We start from the raw sequence: 21739 nt of genomic DNA, 5'->3' as shown, positions 1-21739 counted from the left end.
GCCGGTGAGCCACCTCAGTGCGTGCTCGGCGACGGCTCCGCGAGCCGCCCGCGTGCGACGAACCGGGTGCGCAGCTCGGGCGGGAGCGCGGCGGCGATCCGGTCGCGGGCCGGCCCGCGCGCGGACGGCGCGCCGATCTGCGCGACGACCAGGTCCGAGCGGGTCTGCGCGGCCACGACGGCGGCGTCGGCGTCCCGCCCCAGGTGCTGCAGCGCCAGCGCCTCGTACTTCGTCGACCGGAACGTGCGGGCCTGCTCGAGGAGGGCCTCCGCGCGGGCGGGCTCCCAGCGGGCCTGCATCTCGAGCAGCCGCATCGCCGCCCGCGGCCGGAAGGGCAGCGGACGGTCGAGCAGGGGTGCCGCGGCCTCGACGTGCGCGCCGGCGTCGTCGTCGCGGCCCGCCAGGAGATCGCAGTCGGCGAGGGCCAGCAGGGCGTGCAGGCCCTGCTCCAGCTCGAGCGCCCCACCGCCGCGGCTCGCCAGCTCGACGGCCTCCTCGGCGTGCTCGCGGGCCCGGCCGACGTCGCCGAGCTCCTGCCACAGCCAGGACGTCGTCGTCTCGATCCCGGCGCGGTAGTAGCTGACGCCCGCCTCGTCGATCAGGCGCCGGGCGCGATCCAGCGAGCGCAGCGCGCCGGCGAGGTCGCCGACGTCGCCCCGGGCCAGCCCGCAGAAGAACAGGCTCTGCAGCAGGGTGCGGAACTCGCCGGTGCGCGTGCACAGCGCCACCGCCCGCTCCAGCACCGCGCGGGCCTCGGCGAAGCGGTCCATGTGCTGCAGGAGCGCGCCCCGGTAGGCCATGGCGACCGCGCTCGTGGCGTCGTCGGCGTCGACGGCGAGCACCTGCTGGTAGGCGTGCGTCGCTCCCGTGTAGTCGCCGTCCCAGTGCCGGACGCGCCCGACCAGCAGCAGCGAGCTGCGGCGCGCGCCCGGCGCGGCCGCGGCCGACTCGGCGAGGTGCCCGGCGCGCTCCGCGAGGTCCACGGCGCCCAGCGCGTCGCGGGCCCACAGCGCGGTCCAGCCGAGGCCCTCCAGGGCGCGCGCCTCGAGCTCCTCGTCGGCGAGGTCGCGGGCGAGGGCGAGCGCGTGGTCGTGGTCGTCGCGCGCGGCCTCGTGGTGCCCGAGGTCGGCCCGGACCCCGCCGCGACGCACCAGCAGGGTGGCCTGGAGCGTCCGGTCGCCGGCCCGGTCCGCGGCCCCGACGGCGGCGGTCAGGAGCTTGTCGGCCTCCTGGTGGGCGAAGACCATGTGCGCGGCGTCCGCGGCGGCCATCCACGACCGCGCCGCGGCCGCGTGGTCGCCGGCCGCGGCGTGGTGGACGGCCGCGGCCTCCGGCCGGTCGGCGAGCAGGACCGCCGCGCGCCGGTGCCTGCTCACGCGCACCGGCAGGGGAGCGGACTCGTAGGCGATCCGGCGCACGATGTCGTTGGCGAAGCGGTAGCTCGCACCGTCGGTGAGCAGGAACCCGGCCCGGGTCGCGCGTCCGGCCCGGTGGGCGCACTCCTCGACATCCACCCCGCTCAGGGCGGCGACCTCGTCGAGCCCGAACGACGTCCCGAGCACCGCGGCCTGGGCCAGCAGCACCGTGACGTCCTCGGCCGTCGCGGCGAGTCGGCGCGACAGGGCCTCCTGCAGCGTGCCGGGGATGGCCGGGGCGGTCGGGTCGTCGGCCGCCGCATCCCCTCCGGCGGCGCCGGACTCGGGGTGGCGGAGCAGCTCGCTGACCAGCAGCGGCGAGCCCCCGGTCCAGGAGGAGAAGCGCTCGAGGTCCTGCTCCCGCCCGGCGCCCGCGAGCAGGGCGCGCAACGCGTCCCGGGACAGCGGCCCGACGTCGAGGACGGTGGCGACGTCGCGCAGGGTCTCCGCGGCGCCCGCCGACTCGGCGGTCCGCTCGGTCGCGACGATCAGCACCCGGCGGGTCGCCAGGCGCGTGGCGAGGACGTGCAGCGCCTCGATCGTCGTCTGCCCGGCGTGCTCGAGGTCCTCGACGGCGATCAGCAGGGGACGCGTCTCGCCGACCTGGCCGAACAGCTCCGCCATCGCCTCGAGCGTGCGCCGCCGGCGCAGCTCGGAGTGCGACGGGGCGGGCGCGCGGTGCGACGCGACCTCGCCGACGAGGTCGCCCAGGGCTCGGCGTTCGCGCTCCGAGAGCAGGTCGCCGGCCCCGGGCGCCAGGCGCAGGACGATGTCGCGCACCGCCTCGGCCAGCGGCTGGAGGTAGAGCGAGCGCTCCGCGCCCGCGCACCGCACGGCCGCGACGAGCCCCCCGCTGCGCCGGGCCTCGACGCGCAGCGCCTGGCTGAGCGCACTCTTGCCGATCCCCGCCTCGCCGGTGACCAGCACCAGGCCGCCCCGTCCCCGCGCGGCCGCCGACCAGGCCCGGGAGAGCACCGCGAGCTCGGACTCCCGGCCGATGAGCGGCGACGCCTCCGGGCCGGAGGCCGGGCCCGCGGCCGGCGCCGGCTCGGGCTCGGTGACGGGCGCGTCCGACCCGTGGCGCAGCACGGCGAGGAAGACCTGCTGGGTGGTCGGCGAGGGGTCGGTCCCGAGGTCGGCGGCGAGGTGGCGCCGCAGGTCCTCGTAGGCGCCGAGGGCGTCGGCGTGCGCGCCGCGGCGCTGGTGGGCGGTCATGAGCGCCCGGGTGGCGGGCTCGTCCAGGGGGTTGTCGGCGAGGGCCCGGGACGCCTCGTCGACCGCCGTCTCGAGGTCGCCGAGCTCGAGGGCGGCGGTCCAGCGGCAGGTGCGGGCCCGGGAGAGCGCGCCGGCGACCGACGCGCGGACCGCGTCGACCCAGTCGGCGTCCGGTTCGCCGGCCAGGGGGATGCCCGCGGTCAGCAGCCCCTCGGCGACCTCGGCGCTCATCGCGGCGAGGGCCCGCAGCCCCTGCGTGAGCTCGCGCTCGGCGGTGGCCACGAGGTCGAGCGCCTCGGAGACGTCGACGACCGTCGTGTCGTCGCGCACCAGCCGGTAGGCGCGCGGATCGCCCTCGACCCGATCGCGTCCCAGCGTCCGTCGCAGGCGGCTGACCAGGGCGGCGAGGTTGCGCGCCGGCTCCGCGGGCTGCCGGTCGCGCCACAGGAGGTCGGTCAGCACCGTGGTGGGCAGGAAGCGGCCGTGGTGGGCCGCGAGGATGCACAGGAGCCGCTCGGCCTGCCCGCCGGGGACCGCCCCGTCGGGCAGGCCCTCCACGCGGAATCGGCCGATCAGCCGAAGCCGGAGGGGTCGCGTGCTCACCCGGTGATCCTACGGCGCTGGGCATGATGGGGGTCACGTTCCGGTCGTCGCGGACCGTTGCGCCCGGCCCCACCGACGGCCCCGGACGGCTCTGATACGTTGATCCCGTTGCCGTCTCGTAGTCCTCGCTGTGCTCTGAGCTTCGTGGATCATGTTGACATCGACCCGCTCGCACAGCTCGCCACATCTCCGTGCCGTGTCTCGAGTGGATCGGGCAACGCTCGAGAGCGGGCGAGGCCCGCTCTGTCCGACCTGAAAAAGAGGATGCATGTCCGACGGCACAGTCAAGTGGTTCAACGCCGAAAAGGGCTTCGGTTTCATCGCCCCGGATGACGGCGGCAAGGACGTCTTCGTCCACTACTCGGCCATCGAGGGTGGCGGCTTCCGCTCCCTCGAGGAGAACCAGCGGGTGAGCTTCGAGTCGAGCCAGGGCGCCAAGGGCCCCCAGGCGGACTCGGTCCGCCCCGCCTGATCTTCCCCAGCCTTCCCGGAGACTCCTCCGGACTGGCCTGGTCGGACGCCGCCGTCAGGGTGCGCGTCCGACCTGCCGGGCTGTGATCCCGCGCCTCATACCCGCGGGATCACAGCCTTTCGGTATTTCTGGACCCCTCACGACATCACTGGACCCCCTCACAACCGGGCCCGTCTGCGGTAGGAACGGCCTGTGAGTCGCATCAACGACGTGGGCGGGATGGTCGGGTTCCCGGCCGTGATCGAGGAGCCCGACGAGCCGGCCTTCCATGCCGACTGGGAGGCGCACGTCTTCGCCCTCAACGGCGTGCTGCTGCGTCGCGGTGTCTACAACCTCGACGAGTTCCGCGACGCCATCGAGCGGATGCCGCCGGCGGAGTACCTGGCGTCCTCGTACTACGAGAAGTGGTTCCACGCGATCACCACGCTGCTCGCGGAGAAGGGGATCGCCACGACGGAGGAGCTGGCCGGTGGCTGATCGCTTCGCGCCGGGCGACCGCGTCCGGACCCGCACCGCCGACCCGCCCGGGCACACCCGGCTGCCGCGCTACGCGCGCGGGGTGTGCGGCGAGATCGTCGGCACCTGCGGCCGGCACCCGCTGGCCGACGAGCGCGCCCAGGGTCTCGACTCCGCCCCGCGGCCCGTGCACCAGGTGCGGTTCCGGGCCGCCGACCTCTTCGGCCCCGGCGAGGACGGCCGCGACCACGCCGTCGTCGTCGAGCTCTGGGAGGACTACCTGGAACCCGCTGACCCGGAGGGGGACCCACGATGAGCACGACGCACGACGACGGACCGCTCGCCGCGCGGGTCCGGCACGTGGAGACGCTGCTGGAGGAGCGCGGGTGGCTGGCGGACGGTGAGCTCGACGAGCGCATCGACGCGTTCGCCGCGGGCGGCTCCCCGGCCAACGGCGCGGCGATCGTGGCGCGGGCCTGGGTCGACCCGGGGTTCCGTGAGCGCCTGCTCGCCGACGCGAGCACCGCGATCGAGGAGCTCGGGATGTCGATGGCGGCCGGCCTGCAGGTGCAGCCGCTGGTCGCCGTCGCGAACACCGCCGACGAGCACCACGTCGTCGTCTGCACGCTGTGCTCGTGCTACCCCGTGTCGCTGCTCGGGCCGTCGCCGACCTGGTACAAGAGCGAGGCCTACCGGTCGCGGGTGGTCCGTGACCCCCGCGGTGTCCTGCGGGAGTTCGGCCTCGAGCTGCCCGACGCCGTGCGCATCACCGTCTGGGACGCGAGCGCCGAGACGCGCTACATGGTGGTGCCGCGCCGTCCGGAGGGCACCGACGGCCTGTCCGAGCAGGAGCTCGCCGCACTCGTGACGCGCAAGGGGCTGATCGGCACCGCTGCTGTGTGACGCTGCTCAGCCGGCGCCACGGGACCCCGGCATTCGGTTAGCGTTGCTCACGATGCCAGAGCAGCCAGCGCCGCCGGAGACGGAGCCGCAGTCGGCGGTGCGCGTCGGGTCCGGCGCCGTCGCGATCACCACCGCGACGGTGCTGCCGATCTTCCTGCTCGGCGCGCTCTCGGTGCAGGTCGGCGCCGAGCTGGGCTTCGACCCGGCGGCGCTGGGCCTCATCGTCTCGGCGTACTTCGGCGTGTCCGCGCTGGTGTCGCTGCCGGTGGGGAAGCTGGTCGAGAAGCTCGGGTCGCGGCGCACGAGCCGGATCGCGCTGGTGGGGGCCGCGATCTCGATGCTGCTGATCGCGGCCCTCGCGCGCAGCTACGCGGCCGTCGTGGCGATCGTGCTGCTCGGGGCGTGGACCAACGTCATGGGCCAGCTCAGCACGAACCTCACGCTGGCCCGGGCGATGCCGGCCCGTCGCCTCGGGCTGTCGTTCGGGGTCAAGCAGGCGTGCGTCCCGCTGGCGACGCTGCTCGCGGGCCTGGCCGTGCCCGCCGTGGGTCTGACCGTCGGGTGGCGCTGGGCCTACGTGATCGCCGCCGGGATGGCGCTCGGCGCCCTGGCCGTCGCGCCCCGCGGGTCCGGGCCGGAGGAGCGCTCGGCGGCCGGGAAGGCGGATCGCGCGACCGGCGCCCTGGCCGTGGTCGGGATCGCGGCGGGTCTCGGCGCCGCGAGCTCCACCGGCCTGAGCATCTTCCTGGTGGCCTCCGCGGTCGACCAGGGCGTGGCCCCGGGCCTCGCCGGCCTCGTCCTGACCCTCGGCAGCGTCGTCGCCGTCGTGATGCGCATGCTCCACGGCTGGCTCGCGGACCGCCGCGCGGGCGGTCACGTCGCGGTGGTCGCCGGCTCCCTGCTGCTCGGTGCCGCCGGGGTCGTCCTGCTCGCGGTGCCGGGGTCGGTGGCCCTGGTCGTCGGCACCGTCCTGGGCTTCGGTCTCGGCTGGTCGTGGCCCGGCCTGCTGCAGTTCGCCGTGGTGCGCCTCAACCCGTCCGCCCCGGCGGCGGCCACCGCGATCGTGCAGGTCGGGGTGTACGCGGGCGGGTGCCTCGGCCCGGTCGGGTTCGGGCTGCTCGCCACCGGGATCTCCTTCGCGGCGGCGTGGGTCGTCGCCGCCGTCGCGATGCTCATCGCCGGGATCGGGGTGCTGGTGGGCCGCCGGATGCTGCTGCGCCACCGGGACGCGGCGCGGGCCCGGGACCTGCCCGCGGAGGTGCCGGCCGGCCGGTGATGTTCTACCGCGCCGGCGGGACGTTGTGGTTGATCCGGAAGACGTTGTCCGGGTCCCAGGCCGTCTTGATCTCGACGAGGCGGTCCCAGAGGTCGGGCTCGTAGGCGGCGCGGACGTCGTCGGTGCCGACGTGGGCGCCGGCCAGGAAGTTGACGAGCGCCCCGCCGTCGCTCCACGGCGCGAGGTCGGCGATCAGGGCCCGCTCCGCGGCGCCGTCGGACGCCGACGGTCCGGTGGGGTGCGGGTAGGCCGTGACGTAGAGGGTGGCGACCGCGCCGCGGTGCCCGACCGCGTTCGGGACGGCGGGCTCGCGGCCCAGCGCGCCGCCGAGCTGGCGCACCTCGATGACGAAGGGCGTGTCGGGCCGGGCGTGGCGCAGCAGCGTCGCGACCGTGTCGGCGTCGACGCGGCGCAGCGTGAGGGAGTGGCTGTTCGTGGCCGTCGGGGTCACGGGGTCGTTGTGGATCGTCCCGAGGTCGGTGACGGGCATGGTCCGCACCGTGTCGAGGAACGGGGTCGCCGCCGCGCGGATCGGCGCGATGACCTCCTCGCAGCGCGCCGGGGTGCCCGACGAGGTGACCCGGACCCAGCACGACCACCGGCCGCGCAGGGGGCCCACGGCGGGGCGGTCGGGAAACGACACCATCGCCACCGACAGGCTGACCTCGTCGGGGGCATCGCGGCAGGCGTCGACCACGGCCGGCAGGACCGCGCCGGCGTCCTCCCCCGCGAAGAACAGCCCGCCGCCGTAGACCTCGGCGAGCTCCACGAGCCCGACCTGCATCCCGGTGACGACCCCGACGTTGCCGCCGCCGCCGCGCAGCGCCCAGAACAGGTCCGGGTGGTCCTGGGCGGTCACGCGACGCGGGACGCCGTCGGCGGTGACGACGTCGAGCCGTCGGACGTGGTCGGCGGAGAACCCCCAGCGCCTGCCGAGCACCCCGATCCCGCCGCCGAGGGTGTAGGAGACGGCGCCGACCGCCGGCGCGGAGCCCGCGAGCGGGGCCAGGCCGAACGGCGCCGCCTCGTGCAGCACGCGGCTCCAGATCGCGCCGGCCTCGACCCACGCGGTGCCGTCGGACGGGTCGACCAGTACGGCGTCGGCGCGCCGGGTGGTGATCAGCAGGACGTCGTCGGCGGGGACGGTGATGCCGTGGCCGGTCGCCTGCACGCCGACCGCGAGCCCCGCGTCGCGGGCGTACCGCACGGCCGCGATCACGTCGGCGGCCCCCGTCGCGCCGACGACGACCGCGGGGCGCTGGCTGACGGCGAGGTCGAAGCCCGCGAGCTCCTCGGCGTACCCGTCGTCCCCGGGGTGCAGGACGGGCCCGGCGACCCGGGAGGCGAGGTCGTCGGGCATGCGTCCGACCGTAGTCAGCGACCCCGCTCCGGCGAAACGATCAGGCCTGCACGATCGGCGCTCCGGACTCGACGAGCGCCGCGAGCCCAGGGCCGTCCTCGGCGTCGGTGACGATCCCACTGACGGCGTCGATCGGGAGCACCTCGAACGGCGAGGCCGCGCCGATCTTCTCGGAGCTCGCGAGCACGTAGGTGTCGCCCGCGCGGGCGGCGAGCGCCCGCTTCATCGCGGCCTCCTCGCGGTCGCCGGTGGTCAGTCCGGCCTCGGCCTGGACCCCGGTGACGCCGAGGAGGAAGAGGTCGGCGCGCACGCCCGCAGCGGCCTCGACGGCGCTGGCGCCGTACGCCACGAGCGAGTGCCGGAAGAGCCGGCCGCCGAGGATCTCGACCTCGATCCCGAGGTGGCCGACGAGGGCGACCGCGATGGTGGGGCTGTGGGTCACGACGGTGGCGCGCAGGTCGCGGGGGAGTGCGTCCACCACGGCGAGCGCGGTGGTGCCGCCGTCGAGGACGACGACGGCGCCGGGGGTGACGAGTCCCGCTGCGGCGGCGGCCACCCGCTGCTTCGAGTTCCCGGCCAGCGCAGTGCGCGCGGAGTAGTCCGCGACCGCGGGGGAGACGGGCAGGGCGCCGCCGTACACCCGCTGGACGAGCCCGGCGCCCGCGAGCTCGCGCAGGTCGCGACGAATCATGTCGTCGCTGACGCCGAGCTCGGCGGCGACGTCGCGGGCCACGAGGCGCCCGTCGCGGCGGAGCCGCTCCAGCAACAGATCGCGACGCTGCGCTGTCAGCACGTTTTTCTCCTTGTTTTCCCGTGTTTCCCCATACTACCGTCCTCGTTCGTGAACAGTCTCCTCATTCTCATCGCTGGTCCCTACCGCTCGGGCACGGGCGACGACCCCGCCCTCCTCGCCCGCAACCTCCACCGCCTCGAGGAGGCGGCGTGGCCGATCTTCGCCAAGGGACACGTCCCGATGATCGGCGAGTGGGTGGCGCTGCCCGTGCTCGCGAGCGCGGGCGCGGACGGGATCGCCGACCCGCTCGCGGAGCAGGTCATGTACCCGACGGCCGAGCGGCTGCTGCAGCACTGCGACGCCGTCCTCCGCCTGCCCGGAGAGTCCCGCGGTGCGGACCAGGACGTCGCGATCGCCCGCGCGGAGGGCCTCCCCGTCTACACCTCGATCGACGAGATCCCGGAGGTCTCGGAGACCCCCGCCGACGTCGCCTGATCAGCCCGAGCCCGTCGCGATCCGCACGAGATCCTCCGACGGCCCGGTCAGCGGGCGGCCGCGGTGCCAGACGGCGGACAGCGTGCGGTGCAGCGCCACCCCGCGGACCGGGACGGCGACGAGGGTGCCGGCGGCGAGGTCCGGGGCGACGGCCAGCGAGCTGAGCACCGCGGGCGCCACCCCGCCCGCCGCCGCGTTCTTGATCGCCGTGGTCGAGGCCAGCTCGAGGACGGGCTCGGCGAGCGGACCGATCGCCCGCTCGAGGTGCGACCGCGTCCCCGAGCCGTGCTCCCGGGCCACGAGCGGGGTGGTGGCCAGGCGGGCGGCGTCGATCCCGTGCCGGCGGCGGGCCCAGGGGTGGTCGGGGGAGACGACGACGGTGAGCTGGTCCCGCGCCACGACCTGGGCGTCGAGCTCGTCGGGCACGGTCGGCGCCTCGACGAAGCCGACGTCGGCGCGGTCGGCGAGCACGTCGGCGGCGACGTCGGTGGAGTTCTGCGACGACAGCGACACCGCGGTGCCGGGGTTGCGGGTCCGCAGGGCGACCAGCCAGCGGGGGAGCAGGTACTCGGCCACCGTGAGGCTCGCGGCCACCCGTAGGCGGCTCGACTGCTCGGCGCGCAGCGAGGCGATCCCGGCCTCCAGCGCCTCGGCCGCGTCGACCGCGGACCGCGCCCACCCCGCGACGAGCGCCCCGGCCGGGGTCAGCGTGGTCCCGCGCGGCGAGCGCTCGAGCAGCGTCACGCCGAGGGCGGCCTCGAGGGAGCGGACGCGGGCGCTGACCGCCGCCTGGGAGACGCCGTGCGCGGCCGCCGCGCGGCCCATGCTGCCGCGCTCGGCGACCGAGAGCAGCAGGTCGTAGGGGCCGAGGTCGGCCACCCGGGGCGGTAGAGGCACAACCGCAGCTTATGGGTGCACGAGGTCGGGCCACCTACTCGGGAACGTCGCGCGGCACCAGCATTCCGGTCATGACGGTGATGAGCGACGAGCGACCGACGACCCTCACGGCTGCTCCCACGACGGCCCCGGTCGCTCGTCCGCGCCTCCTCCTCCGGGACCTCGAGCGTCCGGGTGCGGTGGTCGCGAACCTCGGCCCGAACTGGTTCTCGACCGTCATGGGCACCGGCGTCGTCGGCGGCGCCGCGGCGGGCCTGCCGGTGGCGGTCCCCGGTCTGCGGGTGTTCGCGACCGTCGTCTGGGGCCTCGCGTCGGTGCTGCTCGTCGCGCTCGTCGCGGCGTGGGCCGTGCACTGGCTGCGTCACCCCGCCGCGGCCCGCCGCCACGCGAGCAACCCGGTGATGGCCCAGTCCTTCGGGGCGGTCGCGATGGCCGTGATGACCGTCGGCGCCGGGACCGTGCTGCTCGGCGGCCCGGTGCTCGGGGTTGGCACGGCGGTGACCCTCAGCAGCGTGCTCTGGGGTGTCGGCACCGCGATCGGGCTGGTCACGGCCGTCTGGATCCCGTACCGGATGATCACCGAGCACGAGATCGGCGCCGACGGCGTGTTCGGCGGCTGGCTGATGCCGGTGGTGCCGCCCATGGTCTCGGCCGCCGACGGGGCCCTGCTCCTGCGCACCTGGACGCGGGCACGGGCCGGACGACGCTGCTGCTGGCCTGCTACGCGATGTTCGGGATGAGCCTGCTCGCCACGCTCGCGATCCTGCCCCAGATCTGGCACAAGCTCGTCGTCCACGGCGCCGGCCCGGCCGCGGCGGTGCCGACGATGTGGATCGTGCTCGGCCCGCTCGGCCAGTCGGTGACCGCCGCGAACCTGCTCGGCGGCGAGGCCGCCGGCAGCCTGCCCGAGCCCTACGCCACCGGGGCCGCGGTGCTCGGCCTGCTCTACGGCGTGCCCGTCTGGGGCTTCGCGATGCTCTGGCTCGCCCTCGCCACGGCCGTCACGATCCGCACCGCCCGCCGCGGCCTGCCGTTCTCGCTGACGTGGTGGAGCTTCACGTTCCCCGTCGGCACCTGCGTCACCGGTACCAGCGCCCTTGCCGCCCGCCTCCCGCTGCCCGCGCTCGCGGGCGCCGCGGTCGTGCTCTACGTCGTGCTCCTCGTCGCGTGGGTCGTCGTGTTCGTCCGCACCGTGCACGGGGGTCTGGTCCGCGGGCACCTGTTCGCCTGACCGATTCGCCTGACCGATTCGTCCGTTCGGCGTCGTTCGGGAACTCGGCTCGTCGGGCAGCCGTTGTCCTGACGACGAAGGAGGCTCCATGGGATTCCGACTGCTGCCCCACGTCCACCCCCGCCACCACCTGCGGCGGACGTTCAAGCTCGGCCCGGTCCGGCTCCACGCCGGGCCCGACGGCGTCAGCTGGGGACTCGGCGCCGGACGCTGGTCCTGGAACGCGAAGAGCCGGCGGCACACCGTCGACACCCCCGGCCCTGGCTACTGGCAGAGCAAGGGCCGCCGGTAACTCACAGGACAGCTCACACCACGGACGTCGTGGTGCCCGGCTCACCGGTGCCGAGCCACTGCCGTCCCAGGCGGGCGAGCGTGCCGTCGGCGCGCAGCCCGTCGAGGGCGTCGTCGATCCGCCCGGCGAGCCCGGCGTCGTCGCGGCGCACGGCCACCCCCAGGTCCTCGCGGGTGATCCCGGTCTGGACCACGGCCAGCGACGGCCGGTCGCGGGTCAGCCACCGCATCACGGGTTCGAGCTTCATGAACGCGTCGATCCGGCCGGCGGCGAGGTCGTCGAGTGCGGTCAGGATGTCGCGGTAGGCATAGCGGTGGACGCCGGCGATGCGCCCGGTGCGGGCGAGGTCGTCGGCCACCGGCTCGGAGGTGTTGCCGTGCTGCACGCCGACCGTGCGGCCGACGAGGTCGTCGACGCCGTGCAGATCCGGGTTCCGCTCGCGGTCGACGACGAGGCTCTGCCCGGAGCGCACGTACGGCCGGCAGAAGCGGGCGAGGGTGCGGCGGTGCTCGGTGATCGTCGCGCCGGAGGCGACCACGTCGTAGTCGCCGCGGTCGAGGCCCGCGAAGATGCCGTCGAAGTCGTCGGCCGCGTCGCGGACGAGCACGAGCTCCCGGCCCAGCGCCGTGGCGACGGCCTGCAGGACGGCCGGGTCGAATCCGACGGCAGCGCCCTCCTGCCCGTCGAGTTCGAAGGGTGGGTCGGGCAGCGCCGAGCCGACCCGCAGCGTCCCCTCGTCCACGTCGGCAGTGTGCTCGGCTGGTGCGGTCGGGGGAAGGTCCTCGGGCATCCACCGCCGAGGCTGCGCCGCTCGCCGGTATCCGGGTGGAAACGCCGGGTGAAAGCGGTGTTCAGAGCCGCGACCAGGCAAGATGTCGTCCGTCAGAGAGCGACGGCCGGAATGGCGACCATGAGCGCGGACGATGAGCACGGTCGGCACCACCAGGGTGGTGCCGACACGCTGGTCCATCCCGCGCTGTTCTACGCCGACGACGAGGCCTATCTCGCCGGCACCGTGCCGTTCCTGCGCGAGGGGCTCGACGCCGGTGAGCCGGTGATGATGGCGGCGCCGCCGCACCGGCTCGACCTCGTGCACGCCGCGCTGGGCCCGCAGGCCTGCGACGTCGTCTTCCACGACATGACGGTCGCCGGCCGCAACCCCGGGCGCATCATCGCCGGCGTGCTGCGGGCGTTCGTGGACGAGCACGCCGGTCGGCGCGTGCGGATCATCGGCGAGCCGATCTGGGCCGGCCGCAGCCCGGCAGAGTACGCCGCAGCCGTGCAGCACGAGGCGCTGATCAACGTCGCGCTCGCCGACCGCCGCGCCACGGTCCTCTGCCCGTACGACACCACCGCGCTCGCCCCGGCGGTGGTGGCCGACGCGGAACGCACACACCCGGTCATCCTCGAGCGGGGCACCAGCTCGGCGAGCACGCACTACGCCGACCCCGCGGAACTCGCGCAGTGGGTCAGCGGACCGCTCGCCGAGCCCGAGGAGGTCGGCGAGACGCTGGTGTTCGCCGCACCGGACGGGCCGCGGGTGGTGCGCCGGGCCGTCGCCGAGCACGCGCTGCGGGCCGGGCTCGACGAGGACCGCGCCGCCGACCTGAGCCTCGCCGCCTACGAGGTCGCGGTGAACACCGTGGTGCACACCGGGCGCCCGGGCCTGCTCGCGCTGTGGACGCGCGAGCCGGGCCGCGGCGCGGGGGAGCCCGCCGCGGTCGTGTGCGAGGTGCAAGACAGCGGATGGATCCCCGACCCCCTCGTCGGGCGGCACCGCGCCGGCCCCGCCGAGGGGCGCGGGTACGGCCTGAGCCTCGCCCACCAGCTGTGCGACCTCGTGCAGATCCACAGCGACCCGTCGGACGGGACGACGGTGCGGATGACGGCGTGCCTCCCGGCCGCGCCGGACCTCAGCGCTCGCGGCGCATCAGCCAGGCGTCCGTGACCAGCTCGGTCAGCCGCGCGACGTCCACCTTCTCCAGACGCAGCATCACCAGCGGCAACCCCTCGTAGGACGGGGTCGAGAAGAACAGATCGGGCTCGCCGAGCAGCAGCGCCTGCCGTTCGGCCTCGTCGCCGACGAACAGCACGGCGACGTCGGTGCGCAGCACGCGGCGCCCGCCGCTGCGGTCCGGGTACGACCAGACGAAGCCCCGACCCTCCACGCGGAAGTCGAAGCCGTCGCTGTCGATCTCTTCCACGCCGTCGAGCCCCAGGGCGAGTCGACGGACGTCGTGCACGTCGGCCATCGCCGGTGAGCTTCCCAGACGCGGGTCCTGGCGAGGAGGGTCGTCCCCATGGCCGACCCCCACAGCGCCGACCCCCGTGCCCTGGTGCCCGCCGCCATGGACCGGTTCACGAACCGGCTCCGTGCTGTCGATCCTGCGGGATGGGACGCCCCGGCGCCCTGCTCCGAGTGGTCCGTGCGCGATCTCGTCGCCCACCTCTGCTTCGAGCACCTCTGGGCGCCGCACGTCCTGGCCGGGACGCCGATGGACGAGGTCGGCGACCGGTACGACGGCGACCTGCTCCAGGGCGATCCGCCCGGGGCGTGGCGGCGCGCCGTCGCCCGGTCGCGGCCGTCGTGGACCGCCACCGAGGGGCACGGCGCGCGGGTGCACACGTCGTTCGGGTGGCTCCCGGTCGGGGAGTACGCCGAGCAGATGCTGCTCGACCTGACCGTCCACGAGTGGGACCTCGCCCGCGGTGCGGGGCTCGACGAGACGCTGGACGAGGTCGGCGTCGACCGCGCGCTGGCCTACATCCGCAGCGACCCGATCATGCTCACCGGCGCGGGCCTGTGGGGCGAGCCGGTGCCTCCCGCCGGCGACACGGCGCGCGACGAGCTGCTCGCGCTGCTCGGCCGGCGCGGGTAGGGCAGGTTCTCCGGTCATGACGACCCGCCCCGTGACGGTCGATGTCGATCCCGCAGGCCTGGCCCTCGTGACCGTCGACCACCCGCCGCTGAACCTCTACGACCATGCCCTGCACGAGGCGCTGCGCGATGCCGTCGCCGAGGTGGAGCACGCACGGCCCCGCGCGGCGCTGGTGCGCGCCGAGGGCAAGGTCGTCAGCGGCGGCGTCGACGTCAAGCAGATCTTCCACCCCATGGCCCAGGCCGGTGACGTCGACGCCGGCACCCGCTACTTCGACGAGCTCGTCGACCTGGGCCGGCGGATCCACCGGCTGCCGTTCCCGACGGTCTTCGCCGCGCACGGGCTGACGCTGACCTGGGCGTTCGAGGTGGCCCTGGCGTGCGACCTCATCGTCGCGAGCCCGCGCGCCTCGTTCGGGCTGGTCGAGGCCACCGTGGGCCTGACCCCGGCCATGGGCGGCACGCAGCGCCTGGCCGAGCGCGCCGGCCCGGGCCGGGCGCGCCTCCTGGTGATGACCGCCGAGCGATTCGGCGCCGAGGAGCTCGAGCGCTGGGGCGTGGTCGACCGGCTGCTGCCCGAGGACGGCTTCGACGACGCCGCCCGCGAGCTCGCGACCTCCCTGGCCGCCGGCCCGACGACGGCGCACGCGGCCACCAAGGAGATCCTGCGCCACCTCGCCGAGGGCGGCCTCGAGGCGGCCCACCGCGTGACGCCGGGCGCCGCGGGGCAGCTGTTCGCCACCACCGACCTGCAGAACGCGATGGCGTCGTTCGTCGAGCAGGGCCACGGGAAGGCGACGTTCCGGGGCGAGTGAGCGGGCGGACCCGGCGGGCGGGTCCAGCGAACGGACTCAGCCCCGCAACGGCTCGACGTAGCGCCCGTCGAGGTGCAGCTCGCTGCGCGCGGCGAACCCGGCGTAGGCGGACTCGACCTCGACCAGCGCCGTGCTGGTGCCGATCGGGACCTCGAAGCGCTTCGCCGTGAGCCACAACCGGCCGGTCGCGACCACCTCGGCGTTCCGGCGTACCTCGATGCCGCCGGTCCACGTGCTGTGGTCGACCTCGATCTCGTACTCCCGGCCGTCGACGTCCACCCGCGACACCCGGCTCGCTTCGCTCATACGGCCCCCGTTCCCCCGCAGGAGTTGGATCAACCCGTGGCTCCGTTCGTCCGTGTGGTCGCTCGTGCGCTCGGCCCGGTCCTGCGCGGACGGGTGCTGTTCGCCGTCCCGACGCGGGCGCCACTCTTCGCCCTGACGATCGACGACGGGCCCGACCCGTCGACGACCCCGGCCCTGCTGGAGGTGCTGGCGCGGCGGGGCGCCCGCGCGACGTTCTTCGTCCTCGGCGAGCGGGCCGAGCGCCACCCCGACCTCGTCGCCCGCCTCGTGGGCGAGGGCCACGAGCTCGGGAACCACACCTGGCGCGACGAGCCGAGCTGGCGCCTGGAGGAGCAGGCGTTCCGGGACTCGCTGCGCCGTTCCCAGCGGACGCTGGAGGCGCACGCCCCGGTGCGGTGGTTCCGGTCGGGCTCCGGGTGGCCGACGGCGGAGCACCTCGCGATCGCCGAGGCGGAGGGCCTGCGCGCCGTGCTCGGCAGCGCGGTGGCGGTCGCCGGGGCCGGCGCCGGGACGGCGGGGACTCCGCGGTGGCTGGACGCGGTGGTCCGGCACGGCGCCGTCGTCGTCCTGCACGAAGGCCCGGGGCGCGAGGCGGTCGCCGGCACCGTCGACGCCCTGCTCGCGCGCACCGGGCGACGCGGACTGACGGCGGTCACGCTCTCGGAGCTCGCGCGGTGATCGGATTCGTCCAAGCCGCGCCCCGGCCGGTGGCGCCATGATGTCGACCATGAGCGACGTCGTGGTGGTGGGTGCCGGGGTGATCGGCCTGTCGAGCGCGATCCGGCTGGCCGAGGCGGGTCACCGGGTCCGGGTGCTCACCGATCGGGCGGTGGAGGACACGACGTCCGTGGCGGCCGGCGCGATGCTCGGGATCAGCGGGGCCGGCCCCGACGACCCGCTGACGGCGTGGACCGAGCGCTCCACCCCGGTCTTCGAGGAGCTCGCCGAGGACCCCGCGACCGGCATCCACCGGCTCCATGGCCGGATCCACGTCGACGTCGCGGACGAGCTGCCGCCGTGGGCCCGGGTGCTCCCGGACTTCCGGGCGCTCGGCCCGGACGAGACGCGGGGCCGCGTCGGCATGGCCGTCACCCTCCCGTTCGCCGACATGCCGACCTACCTCGGACACCTGGCGGACCGGGCCGCGCGGCTCGGGGTCGTCGTCGAGCAGCGACACGTCGCCGACCTCGCCGACGTCACCGACACCGCGGAGCCCGGACGCGTGGTGGTGAACGCCGCGGGCAGCGGGGCCGGGGAGCTCGCCGGGGACCCGACGGTGACCGGGGTGCGCGGCGTCCACGTCGTGCTCGCCGACGCCGGCATCGAGGAGTTCTCGATGGAGGTCGTCGCCTCCCCGCGCTGGACCAACGTCTTCCCGCACCCCGGCCGCGTCGTCGTGGGTGGCGCGGCCCTGCCGCCCGACGACGAGACCCCCGACGCGCAGGTGGCCGAGGAGATCCTCGCCCGCGCGATCGCCGTCGAGCCGCGCCTCGCCGACGCCCGGGTGCTCGGCCGCGAGGTCGGGTGGCGCCCGGTGCGGCCGTCTCCGCGGGTCGAGGTCGACGACCGGGGCGTCGTCCACGCCTACGGCCACGGCGGGGTGGGCGTCACCGTGTCGTGGGGCGTGGCCGACGAGGTCGTGCGCCTGGTCGCCTGACCTCGCGCCGGGTGTCAGCGCTCGTCGTCCACCAGGTGGATCGCGGCCTCCTCGGCGCTCGCCCCGGCACCGTCGACGCCGACGTCCTCGGCGAAGAAGTCCTCGCCGTCCTCGCTCAGGACGAGCCGCCCGGAGCGCTCGTCGCCGACCTCGTCGTCGCGGAGCTCGCCGTCGGTGTCGGACTCGTCGCCGAGGCCGTCGCCGTCGTCGGTGTCCTCGTCGTCGGGCACCTCGCGGCGCAGGCGGTCGGCCAGCGGCTCGCCCTCTTCCTCCTCCTCGGGCGTGACGCCCCAGGCCGTCGTGCCCCAGGGCTGCTCGTTCGGGGAGATGCCCTCGTCGAGAGGGTCGTCGAGGTCGGGGTTGTCGAGGGACTCGGCCTCGTCGAGCTGCTCGAAGACGGTGTCGTCGTCGGTGTCGGGGTCGTCCCCGTCGGGGGTGTCGGGCGTGGTCACGTGCCCCAGTGTGCCCGGGGCCGGTGTGCCCCTGGCCGGTGTGCCCCTGGCCGGTGTGCCTGAGGCCGATGTGTCTGTGGCCGTCAGTCGGCCGGCGGGGTCCGGTACCGGCTGGCGTAGCGCTCGGCCGCCGCGGCGTCCTTCTCGGCCGTGCGCTCCGCGCGCGTCGCGGGGCCTGTGCCCGCCGGGTACCCGGCCTTGACCAGGCGGTGCTCGGCGGTCTCGTGCAGGTAGCTGATCGAGAAGATCAGACCCATGATCGCCCCGCCGAGGGAGCACATGAGGCGCAGCCAGAGCGGGCCGGGGACGAGCACGACGATCGCGATGACGAACGGGGAGATCTGCACGACCGCGCGCAGGAGGTGGCGCAGCCACCACGTGCGGCAGGTGGTGTCGCGCAGCACCCACGGCGCGTACCGCGCCGGCAACGACCCACCGAAGGCGTACCAGAGCCACTGCAGGGGGTTCGGGCGGCGGACGGTCACATCGGTCTCCATCGTTGGTGCACCAATGGTTTGCACACCAGTATTATGACCACGAACCGGCGACGAGGGGACGTGGGATGGGCGACACCGCTCTGGAGGACCTCGATCCGCTGGCCCTCGAGAACCAGGTCTGCTTCGCGCTCGCGGTCGCGGCCCGCACCGTGATCTCGGTGTACCGGCCGTTGCTCGAGCCGATGAACCTCACGCACCCGCAGTACCTCGTGATGCTCGCGCTCTGGCAGGACGCGCCGCTGTCGGTGACGGAGCTCAGCCATCGGCTCGAGCTCGACCCCGGCACGCTCTCGCCGCTGCTCAAGCGCCTCGAGGCTGCCGGCTACCTCACCCGCGAGCGCGACCCGGGCGACGAGCGCTCGCTGGCCGTGCGCCTGACCCCGGCGGGTGTCGCGTTGCGCGCGCAGGCCGAGCAGATCCCGCCGGCCATCGTCGAGCGCCTGGACATGGAGCTCCCCGAGCTGCGCGACCTGCACGGCGCGCTCACCGAGGTCATCGCCGCGGCCCGGCGCGCCCAGCGCTAGGGCCGTGGTGCGTGCTCCCTGTTCAGTAGGAGCGGGGCATCCCGAGGACGTGCTGGCCGAGGTAGGCGAGCACGAGGTTGTTGTTGACCGGGGCCACTTGGTAGAGGCGGGTCTCGCGGAACTTGCGTTCGACGTCCCAGGTGTCGACGAAGCCGTAGCCGCCGTGGGTGTCCAGGCAGGCGTTGGCGGCCTGCCAGCTGGCCTCGCTGGCCAGCAGCTTGGCGAGGTTGGCCTGCTCGCCGCACTTCTCGCCGGCGTCGAACAGGGCCGCGGCGCGGTAGCGCATCAGGTCCGCGGCGGTGACCTGCCCGTAGGCGCGGGCGAGCGGGAACTGCACGCCCTGGTTCGCCCCGATCGGGCGGCCGAACACCTCGCGCGAGTTGGCGTAGGCGGTCGCGCGGGCGATGAACCAGTAGCCGTCGCCCACGGCCTCGGCGGCGAGCAGGATGCGCTCGGCGTTCCACCCGTCGAGCACGTAGCGAAAGCCTTTGCCCTCCTCGCCGATCAGCGCCGAGGCCGGGACCCGCATGTCGCGGTAGCGGACCTCGTTGGTGGCGTAGTTGAACATCGTGCGCACCGGGGTGACGTCCAACGTGTCGGGCTGCTCGGCGCGGATCGCACGCAGGTCGACCAGGAACAGGCTGATCCCGCGGGTGCGCTCGGCGGGATCATCACCCCGCGGAGCGGTGCGGGCCAGCACCAGCGCGAGGTCGGACTGCTCGATGCGGCTGGTCCAGTTCTTGTGCCCGCTGATGACGTACTCGTCGCCGCTGCGCACGGCGGTGGTGGCGATGTCGGTGGTGTTCGACCCGGCCTCGGGCTCGGTGATCGAGAACGCCTGCAGCCGCAGCGTCCCGTCCGCGATCGCCGGCAGATAGGTCTGCTTCTGGGACTCGGAGCCGTGCTTGAGGAGGGCGCCCATGGTGTACATCTGGGCGTGGCAGCCCGCCGAGTGCCCGCCGGAGCGGTTGATCTCCTCGAGCACGATCGAGCCCTCGGTGATCCCCAGCCCGCCCCCGCCGTACTCGGTGGGGATCAGCACGGCCAGATAGCCGGCCTCGGTCAACGCGTCGACGAAGGCGTCGGGGTACTCCCGCGCGCGGTCGCGCTCGCGCCAGTACTCATCGGGGAACCGGGCGCACAGCTCGCGGACCTCCCCGCGCAGTCGCTCCTGCTCGGGGGTCGTGACGATCGTGGTCGCGCCGTCCGTCATGGCGCACACTCCATCACCGCGTCCGGTCGGGTGCTCGACGACGGCGCCTTGACAACCTCACGGTTGAGCGCAACGCTAGAACTGTTTGGTTCGATATCGATACTTCACCCCGGAGGAGCAGGCCGTGGCCGAGACGAAGGTCCTTTCCGTGGACGGCGCCGAGATCGCCTACGACGTCTACGGCCCGCTGCCGCCGGCCGACGGGCACCCGGTGCTGCTCATGATCGGCCAGCCGATGGACGCGAGCGGCTTCCGCGCTCTCGCGGCGCGTTTCGAGGACCGCACCGTCGTCGCCTACGACCCGCGCGGGCTCGGCCGCAGCACCCGCAGTGACGGCCGCGTCGAGAACGACCCGGTCACCCAGGCCGAGGACCTCCACGCCCTGATCGCCGAGCTCGGCGCCGGGCCGGTGGACGTGTTCGGGAGCAGCGGGGGAGCGGTGGCCGGCCTGCAGCTCGTCACCGCGCACCCCGGGGACGTCGTGACGCTCGTGGCCCACGAGCCGCCGATCATCGGCGTGTTGCCGGACGCCGAGGCGGCCCGCCGGGCGTCGGAGCAGTTCCGGGAGGCCTACCAGACCAAGGGGTGGGGGCACGGCATGGCGGGCTTCATGGCCCTGGGGATGTGGGAGGGCGAGTTCACCGACGAGTACTTCGCCCAGCCGGCGCCCGACCCCGCGATGTTCGGCATGCCGACCGAGGACGACGGCTCGCGCGACGACCCGCTGCTCTCCGAGCGCTCGACGGCCGTCGTCGACCACGTGCTCGACGTCGACGCGCTGACCTCGGCGTCGTCGCGCGTCGTCCTCGCGGTGGGCGAGGAGTCCGGCGACACCTACACCGCCCGCACGGGCCGCGCGACGGCCGCGGCGCTCGGCCAGGAGGCCACGGTCTTCCCGAGCCACCACGGCGGCTTCCTCGACGGCGAGTTCGGCTGGCCCGGCAAGCCCGACGAGTTCGCCGTCGTGCTCCGGAAGGTGCTCGACGGGGCGTGAGTCGCCGGAACGGACTCAGCGGCTCTCAGTGGCTGACGCGGCCGCGGTGAGACTCGAGGTCGGGCGCCACCAGGCGTTCGACCACGACACCGGTGACGAGCGAGTAGACCGCCTTGTGCGCGACGTCGACCGCCTGTTCGCGCCAGGGCCACGTGTGCGGCGGCGCCCCGACGCCGGTCGCGTTCTCGAGCGTCTGGTCGGTCGCGAGCCGGACGGCGGTGTGGGCGAGGTGCGCGCGGGGTCCGCGCAGCCCGGTCGCGGCCCACACACCGTGCAGGGTGCCGAGGAGCGCGCCGGTGCCCCAGTGCATCGCGTGGTTCCACGCCGGCGGGCGCTCGGCGTCGGACGGTGCTCCGCCGGTGAGGGCCCGCAGGGTCCGGGCCGGGACGTACGACGACGGCCGGCCCAGCGCCGCCTGCTCGATCTTCTCCAGCGCCGTCATCGCGGCCACGCCGGCCAGGCCGGCTCCCGCGCCGGCGAGGGCGGCCGCCGCCAGCGTGCGTCCCCTGCTCGTCCCGCTGCTCGTCATGGCCGTGGGGATGCCCGGCGCGGGCACCCGGCACGCCGGCGGGCAGGCGCGGCCCTATCCGTCCGCGAGCAGTCGCAGGAGCCGGGTGAGCTCGGCGCGGTCGTCATCGCCGAGGGTCGCGAACACACGATCGGCCTCGACGGCGCGCGCCGCCTGCACCGCGCGTCCGAGCTCGATGCCGGACCCGGTGGCGACGACCTGCGTCGCCCGCCGGTCCTCGGGGTCGGGCCGGCGCTCGACGAGGCCGCGCTCGGCGAGCGCGTCGACGACCTCGGTGGCCGAGCGGGGCGCGATGCGCAGGTGCTCGGCGAGCTCGCCGGAGCGCACCGCGCCGTGGCGCAGCAGCACGCCGAGCGCGCGGAGCTGGGAGGGCGAGACGCCCCAGGGCGCGAGCGCCTCGCGCGACTGGTGGCGCAGCCGGCGCGCGACCTGCCAGAACGCCTCGGCGAGCGAGCCCTGCTCCGGACCGTCGCTGCGCTCGTCGTCCACGGGGAATACCCTTCGCGAGTTGTTGTTGTAGCCTCAC

Annotated in this window: 28 protein-coding genes; 16 read left to right on the top strand and 12 right to left on the bottom strand. The window is 75.0% G+C overall.

Translation table 11 applies throughout. The features are described from left to right. Window positions 1-14 precede the first annotated feature (14 nt). Window positions 15-3233, bottom strand: a complete 3219-nt coding sequence (locus PH191_RS14945) for an ATP-binding protein (RefSeq protein WP_274195415.1) — start codon at window positions 3231-3233, stop codon at window positions 15-17. 268 nt (window positions 3234-3501) lie between these two features. Between PH191_RS14945 and PH191_RS14940 the strand changes: the two genes are divergently transcribed. The 5 genes from PH191_RS14940 to PH191_RS14920 all read left to right on the top strand — a co-directional run bounded on the left by PH191_RS14940 (window position 3502) and on the right by PH191_RS14920 (window position 6340). Beyond that, complete coding sequence (locus PH191_RS14940; protein ID WP_274191308.1) at window positions 3502-3705, top strand: cold-shock protein; 204 nt, start codon at window positions 3502-3504, stop codon at window positions 3703-3705. Between the two features lie 192 nt (window positions 3706-3897). Continuing rightward, complete coding sequence (locus tag PH191_RS14935; RefSeq protein ID WP_274195414.1) at window positions 3898-4182, top strand: SH3-like domain-containing protein; 285 nt, start codon at window positions 3898-3900, stop codon at window positions 4180-4182. Next, the gene (locus PH191_RS14930) at window positions 4175-4477 is read left to right on the top strand and encodes an SH3-like domain-containing protein (protein WP_274195413.1); all 303 of its coding nucleotides are present in this window, start codon (window positions 4175-4177) and stop codon (window positions 4475-4477) included. The genes PH191_RS14935 and PH191_RS14930 overlap by 8 nt, the downstream gene beginning before the upstream one ends. Then, window positions 4474-5064: a nitrile hydratase subunit alpha gene (gene nthA, locus PH191_RS14925; RefSeq protein ID WP_274195412.1), complete on the top strand. Its 591-nt coding sequence runs from the start codon at window positions 4474-4476 to the stop codon at window positions 5062-5064. Before PH191_RS14930 ends, nthA begins: the two co-directional genes overlap by 4 nt. Before the next feature lie 52 nt (window positions 5065-5116). Next, the gene (locus PH191_RS14920; RefSeq protein WP_274195411.1) at window positions 5117-6340 is read left to right on the top strand and encodes an MFS transporter; all 1224 of its coding nucleotides are present in this window, start codon (window positions 5117-5119) and stop codon (window positions 6338-6340) included. A 4-nt stretch (window positions 6341-6344) separates the two neighbouring features. Here PH191_RS14920 and PH191_RS14915 read toward each other — a convergent pair whose 3' ends face one another. Both PH191_RS14915 and PH191_RS14910 read right to left on the bottom strand, forming a co-directional pair. Beyond that, window positions 6345-7700, bottom strand: coding sequence for an FAD-binding oxidoreductase (locus PH191_RS14915; protein WP_274195410.1), 1356 nt, complete (start codon window positions 7698-7700; stop codon window positions 6345-6347). Window positions 7701-7740: 40 nt separating this feature from the next. Then, window positions 7741-8493 (bottom strand): DeoR/GlpR family DNA-binding transcription regulator, encoded by a 753-nt coding sequence (locus tag PH191_RS14910; RefSeq protein WP_274195409.1) that lies wholly within the window; start codon window positions 8491-8493, stop codon window positions 7741-7743. 48 nt (window positions 8494-8541) lie between these two features. Here PH191_RS14910 and PH191_RS14905 point away from each other — a divergent pair, with 48 nt between their 5' ends. Next, a complete protein-coding gene (locus PH191_RS14905) occupies window positions 8542-8928 on the top strand; it encodes a DUF4406 domain-containing protein (protein WP_274195408.1) in 387 nt (128 codons plus the stop codon). On the opposite strand, the gene PH191_RS14900 is transcribed toward PH191_RS14905, so the two are convergent. Next, a complete protein-coding gene (locus tag PH191_RS14900) occupies window positions 8929-9825 on the bottom strand; it encodes a LysR family transcriptional regulator (protein WP_274195407.1) in 897 nt (298 codons plus the stop codon). 71 nt (window positions 9826-9896) lie between these two features. Between PH191_RS14900 and PH191_RS14895 the strand changes: the two genes are divergently transcribed. The 3 genes from PH191_RS14895 to PH191_RS14885 all read left to right on the top strand — a co-directional run bounded on the left by PH191_RS14895 (window position 9897) and on the right by PH191_RS14885 (window position 11348). Continuing rightward, the gene (locus PH191_RS14895) at window positions 9897-10565 is read left to right on the top strand and encodes an SLAC1 family transporter (protein ID WP_274195406.1); all 669 of its coding nucleotides are present in this window, start codon (window positions 9897-9899) and stop codon (window positions 10563-10565) included. Continuing rightward, window positions 10562-11056 carry an SLAC1 family transporter gene (locus PH191_RS14890; RefSeq protein WP_274195405.1) on the top strand — a complete coding sequence of 165 codons (495 nt, stop codon included), beginning with the start codon at window positions 10562-10564 and terminating at the stop codon, window positions 11054-11056. The genes PH191_RS14895 and PH191_RS14890 overlap by 4 nt, the downstream gene beginning before the upstream one ends. An 88-nt stretch (window positions 11057-11144) precedes the next feature. Continuing rightward, entirely contained in the window at window positions 11145-11348 is a 204-nt protein-coding gene (locus PH191_RS14885) for a DUF4236 domain-containing protein (protein ID WP_274195404.1), read from the top strand. A 13-nt stretch (window positions 11349-11361) separates the two neighbouring features. On the opposite strand, the gene PH191_RS14880 is transcribed toward PH191_RS14885, so the two are convergent. Then, the gene (locus PH191_RS14880; RefSeq protein ID WP_274195403.1) at window positions 11362-12090 is read right to left on the bottom strand and encodes an ABC transporter substrate-binding protein; all 729 of its coding nucleotides are present in this window, start codon (window positions 12088-12090) and stop codon (window positions 11362-11364) included. Between the two features lie 168 nt (window positions 12091-12258). Here PH191_RS14880 and PH191_RS14875 point away from each other — a divergent pair, with 168 nt between their 5' ends. After that, window positions 12259-13296, top strand: a complete 1038-nt coding sequence (locus PH191_RS14875; RefSeq protein WP_274195402.1) for a sensor histidine kinase — start codon at window positions 12259-12261, stop codon at window positions 13294-13296. Here PH191_RS14875 and PH191_RS14870 read toward each other — a convergent pair. Then, window positions 13262-13600, bottom strand: a complete 339-nt coding sequence (locus tag PH191_RS14870; protein ID WP_274195401.1) for an MmcQ/YjbR family DNA-binding protein — start codon at window positions 13598-13600, stop codon at window positions 13262-13264. The two genes, PH191_RS14875 and PH191_RS14870, sit on opposite strands and share 35 nt — an antisense overlap. 48 nt (window positions 13601-13648) lie before the next feature. Between PH191_RS14870 and PH191_RS14865 the strand changes: the two genes are divergently transcribed. Then, window positions 13649-14227, top strand: a complete 579-nt coding sequence (locus PH191_RS14865; RefSeq protein WP_274195400.1) for a TIGR03086 family metal-binding protein — start codon at window positions 13649-13651, stop codon at window positions 14225-14227. A gap of 16 nt (window positions 14228-14243) precedes the next feature. Further along, on the top strand, window positions 14244-15041 hold the full coding sequence (locus PH191_RS14860) for an enoyl-CoA hydratase/isomerase family protein (RefSeq protein ID WP_274195399.1): 798 nt from the start codon (window positions 14244-14246) through the stop codon (window positions 15039-15041). A 36-nt stretch (window positions 15042-15077) separates the two neighbouring features. Here the strand turns inward: PH191_RS14860 and PH191_RS14855 are convergent, their stop codons facing one another. Beyond that, window positions 15078-15347 carry a hypothetical protein gene (locus PH191_RS14855; protein WP_274195398.1) on the bottom strand — a complete coding sequence of 90 codons (270 nt, stop codon included), beginning with the start codon at window positions 15345-15347 and terminating at the stop codon, window positions 15078-15080. Window positions 15348-15383: 36 nt separating this feature from the next. Between PH191_RS14855 and PH191_RS14850 the strand changes: the two genes are divergently transcribed. Next, window positions 15384-16025 (top strand): polysaccharide deacetylase family protein, encoded by a 642-nt coding sequence (locus tag PH191_RS14850; protein WP_274195397.1) that lies wholly within the window; start codon window positions 15384-15386, stop codon window positions 16023-16025. Window positions 16026-16074: 49 nt separating this feature from the next. After that, window positions 16075-17004: an FAD-dependent oxidoreductase gene (locus PH191_RS14845; protein ID WP_274195396.1), complete on the top strand. Its 930-nt coding sequence runs from the start codon at window positions 16075-16077 to the stop codon at window positions 17002-17004. A gap of 14 nt (window positions 17005-17018) precedes the next feature. On the opposite strand, the gene PH191_RS14840 is transcribed toward PH191_RS14845, so the two are convergent. Beyond that, entirely contained in the window at window positions 17019-17456 is a 438-nt protein-coding gene (locus PH191_RS14840) for a DUF5709 domain-containing protein (RefSeq protein ID WP_274195395.1), read from the bottom strand. Window positions 17457-17539: 83 nt separating this feature from the next. Continuing rightward, window positions 17540-17953: a DUF5313 family protein gene (locus PH191_RS14835; protein WP_274195394.1), complete on the bottom strand. Its 414-nt coding sequence runs from the start codon at window positions 17951-17953 to the stop codon at window positions 17540-17542. A gap of 65 nt (window positions 17954-18018) precedes the next feature. On the opposite strand from PH191_RS14835, the gene PH191_RS14830 reads away from it, so the two are divergent. After that, window positions 18019-18477 (top strand): MarR family winged helix-turn-helix transcriptional regulator, encoded by a 459-nt coding sequence (locus tag PH191_RS14830; protein WP_274195393.1) that lies wholly within the window; start codon window positions 18019-18021, stop codon window positions 18475-18477. Between the two features lie 22 nt (window positions 18478-18499). On the opposite strand, the gene PH191_RS14825 is transcribed toward PH191_RS14830, so the two are convergent. Then, the gene (locus PH191_RS14825) at window positions 18500-19690 is read right to left on the bottom strand and encodes an acyl-CoA dehydrogenase family protein (protein ID WP_274195392.1); all 1191 of its coding nucleotides are present in this window, start codon (window positions 19688-19690) and stop codon (window positions 18500-18502) included. A gap of 124 nt (window positions 19691-19814) precedes the next feature. Here PH191_RS14825 and PH191_RS14820 point away from each other — a divergent pair, with 124 nt between their 5' ends. Continuing rightward, a complete protein-coding gene (locus PH191_RS14820; protein ID WP_274195391.1) occupies window positions 19815-20684 on the top strand; it encodes an alpha/beta fold hydrolase in 870 nt (289 codons plus the stop codon). Between the two features lie 25 nt (window positions 20685-20709). Here the strand turns inward: PH191_RS14820 and PH191_RS14815 are convergent, their stop codons facing one another. Both PH191_RS14815 and PH191_RS14810 read right to left on the bottom strand, forming a co-directional pair. Beyond that, the gene (locus PH191_RS14815; protein ID WP_274195390.1) at window positions 20710-21213 is read right to left on the bottom strand and encodes a hypothetical protein; all 504 of its coding nucleotides are present in this window, start codon (window positions 21211-21213) and stop codon (window positions 20710-20712) included. Between the two features lie 54 nt (window positions 21214-21267). Next, complete coding sequence (locus tag PH191_RS14810; RefSeq protein ID WP_274195389.1) at window positions 21268-21702, bottom strand: MarR family winged helix-turn-helix transcriptional regulator; 435 nt, start codon at window positions 21700-21702, stop codon at window positions 21268-21270. Window positions 21703-21739 lie beyond the last annotated feature (37 nt).

The sequence above is a fragment of the Actinomycetospora callitridis genome (assembly GCF_028737265.1).
In the GTDB taxonomy this organism is placed as follows: domain Bacteria; phylum Actinomycetota; class Actinomycetes; order Mycobacteriales; family Pseudonocardiaceae; genus Actinomycetospora; species Actinomycetospora callitridis.
This window is presented reverse-complemented; position numbering and strand designations above follow the sequence as displayed.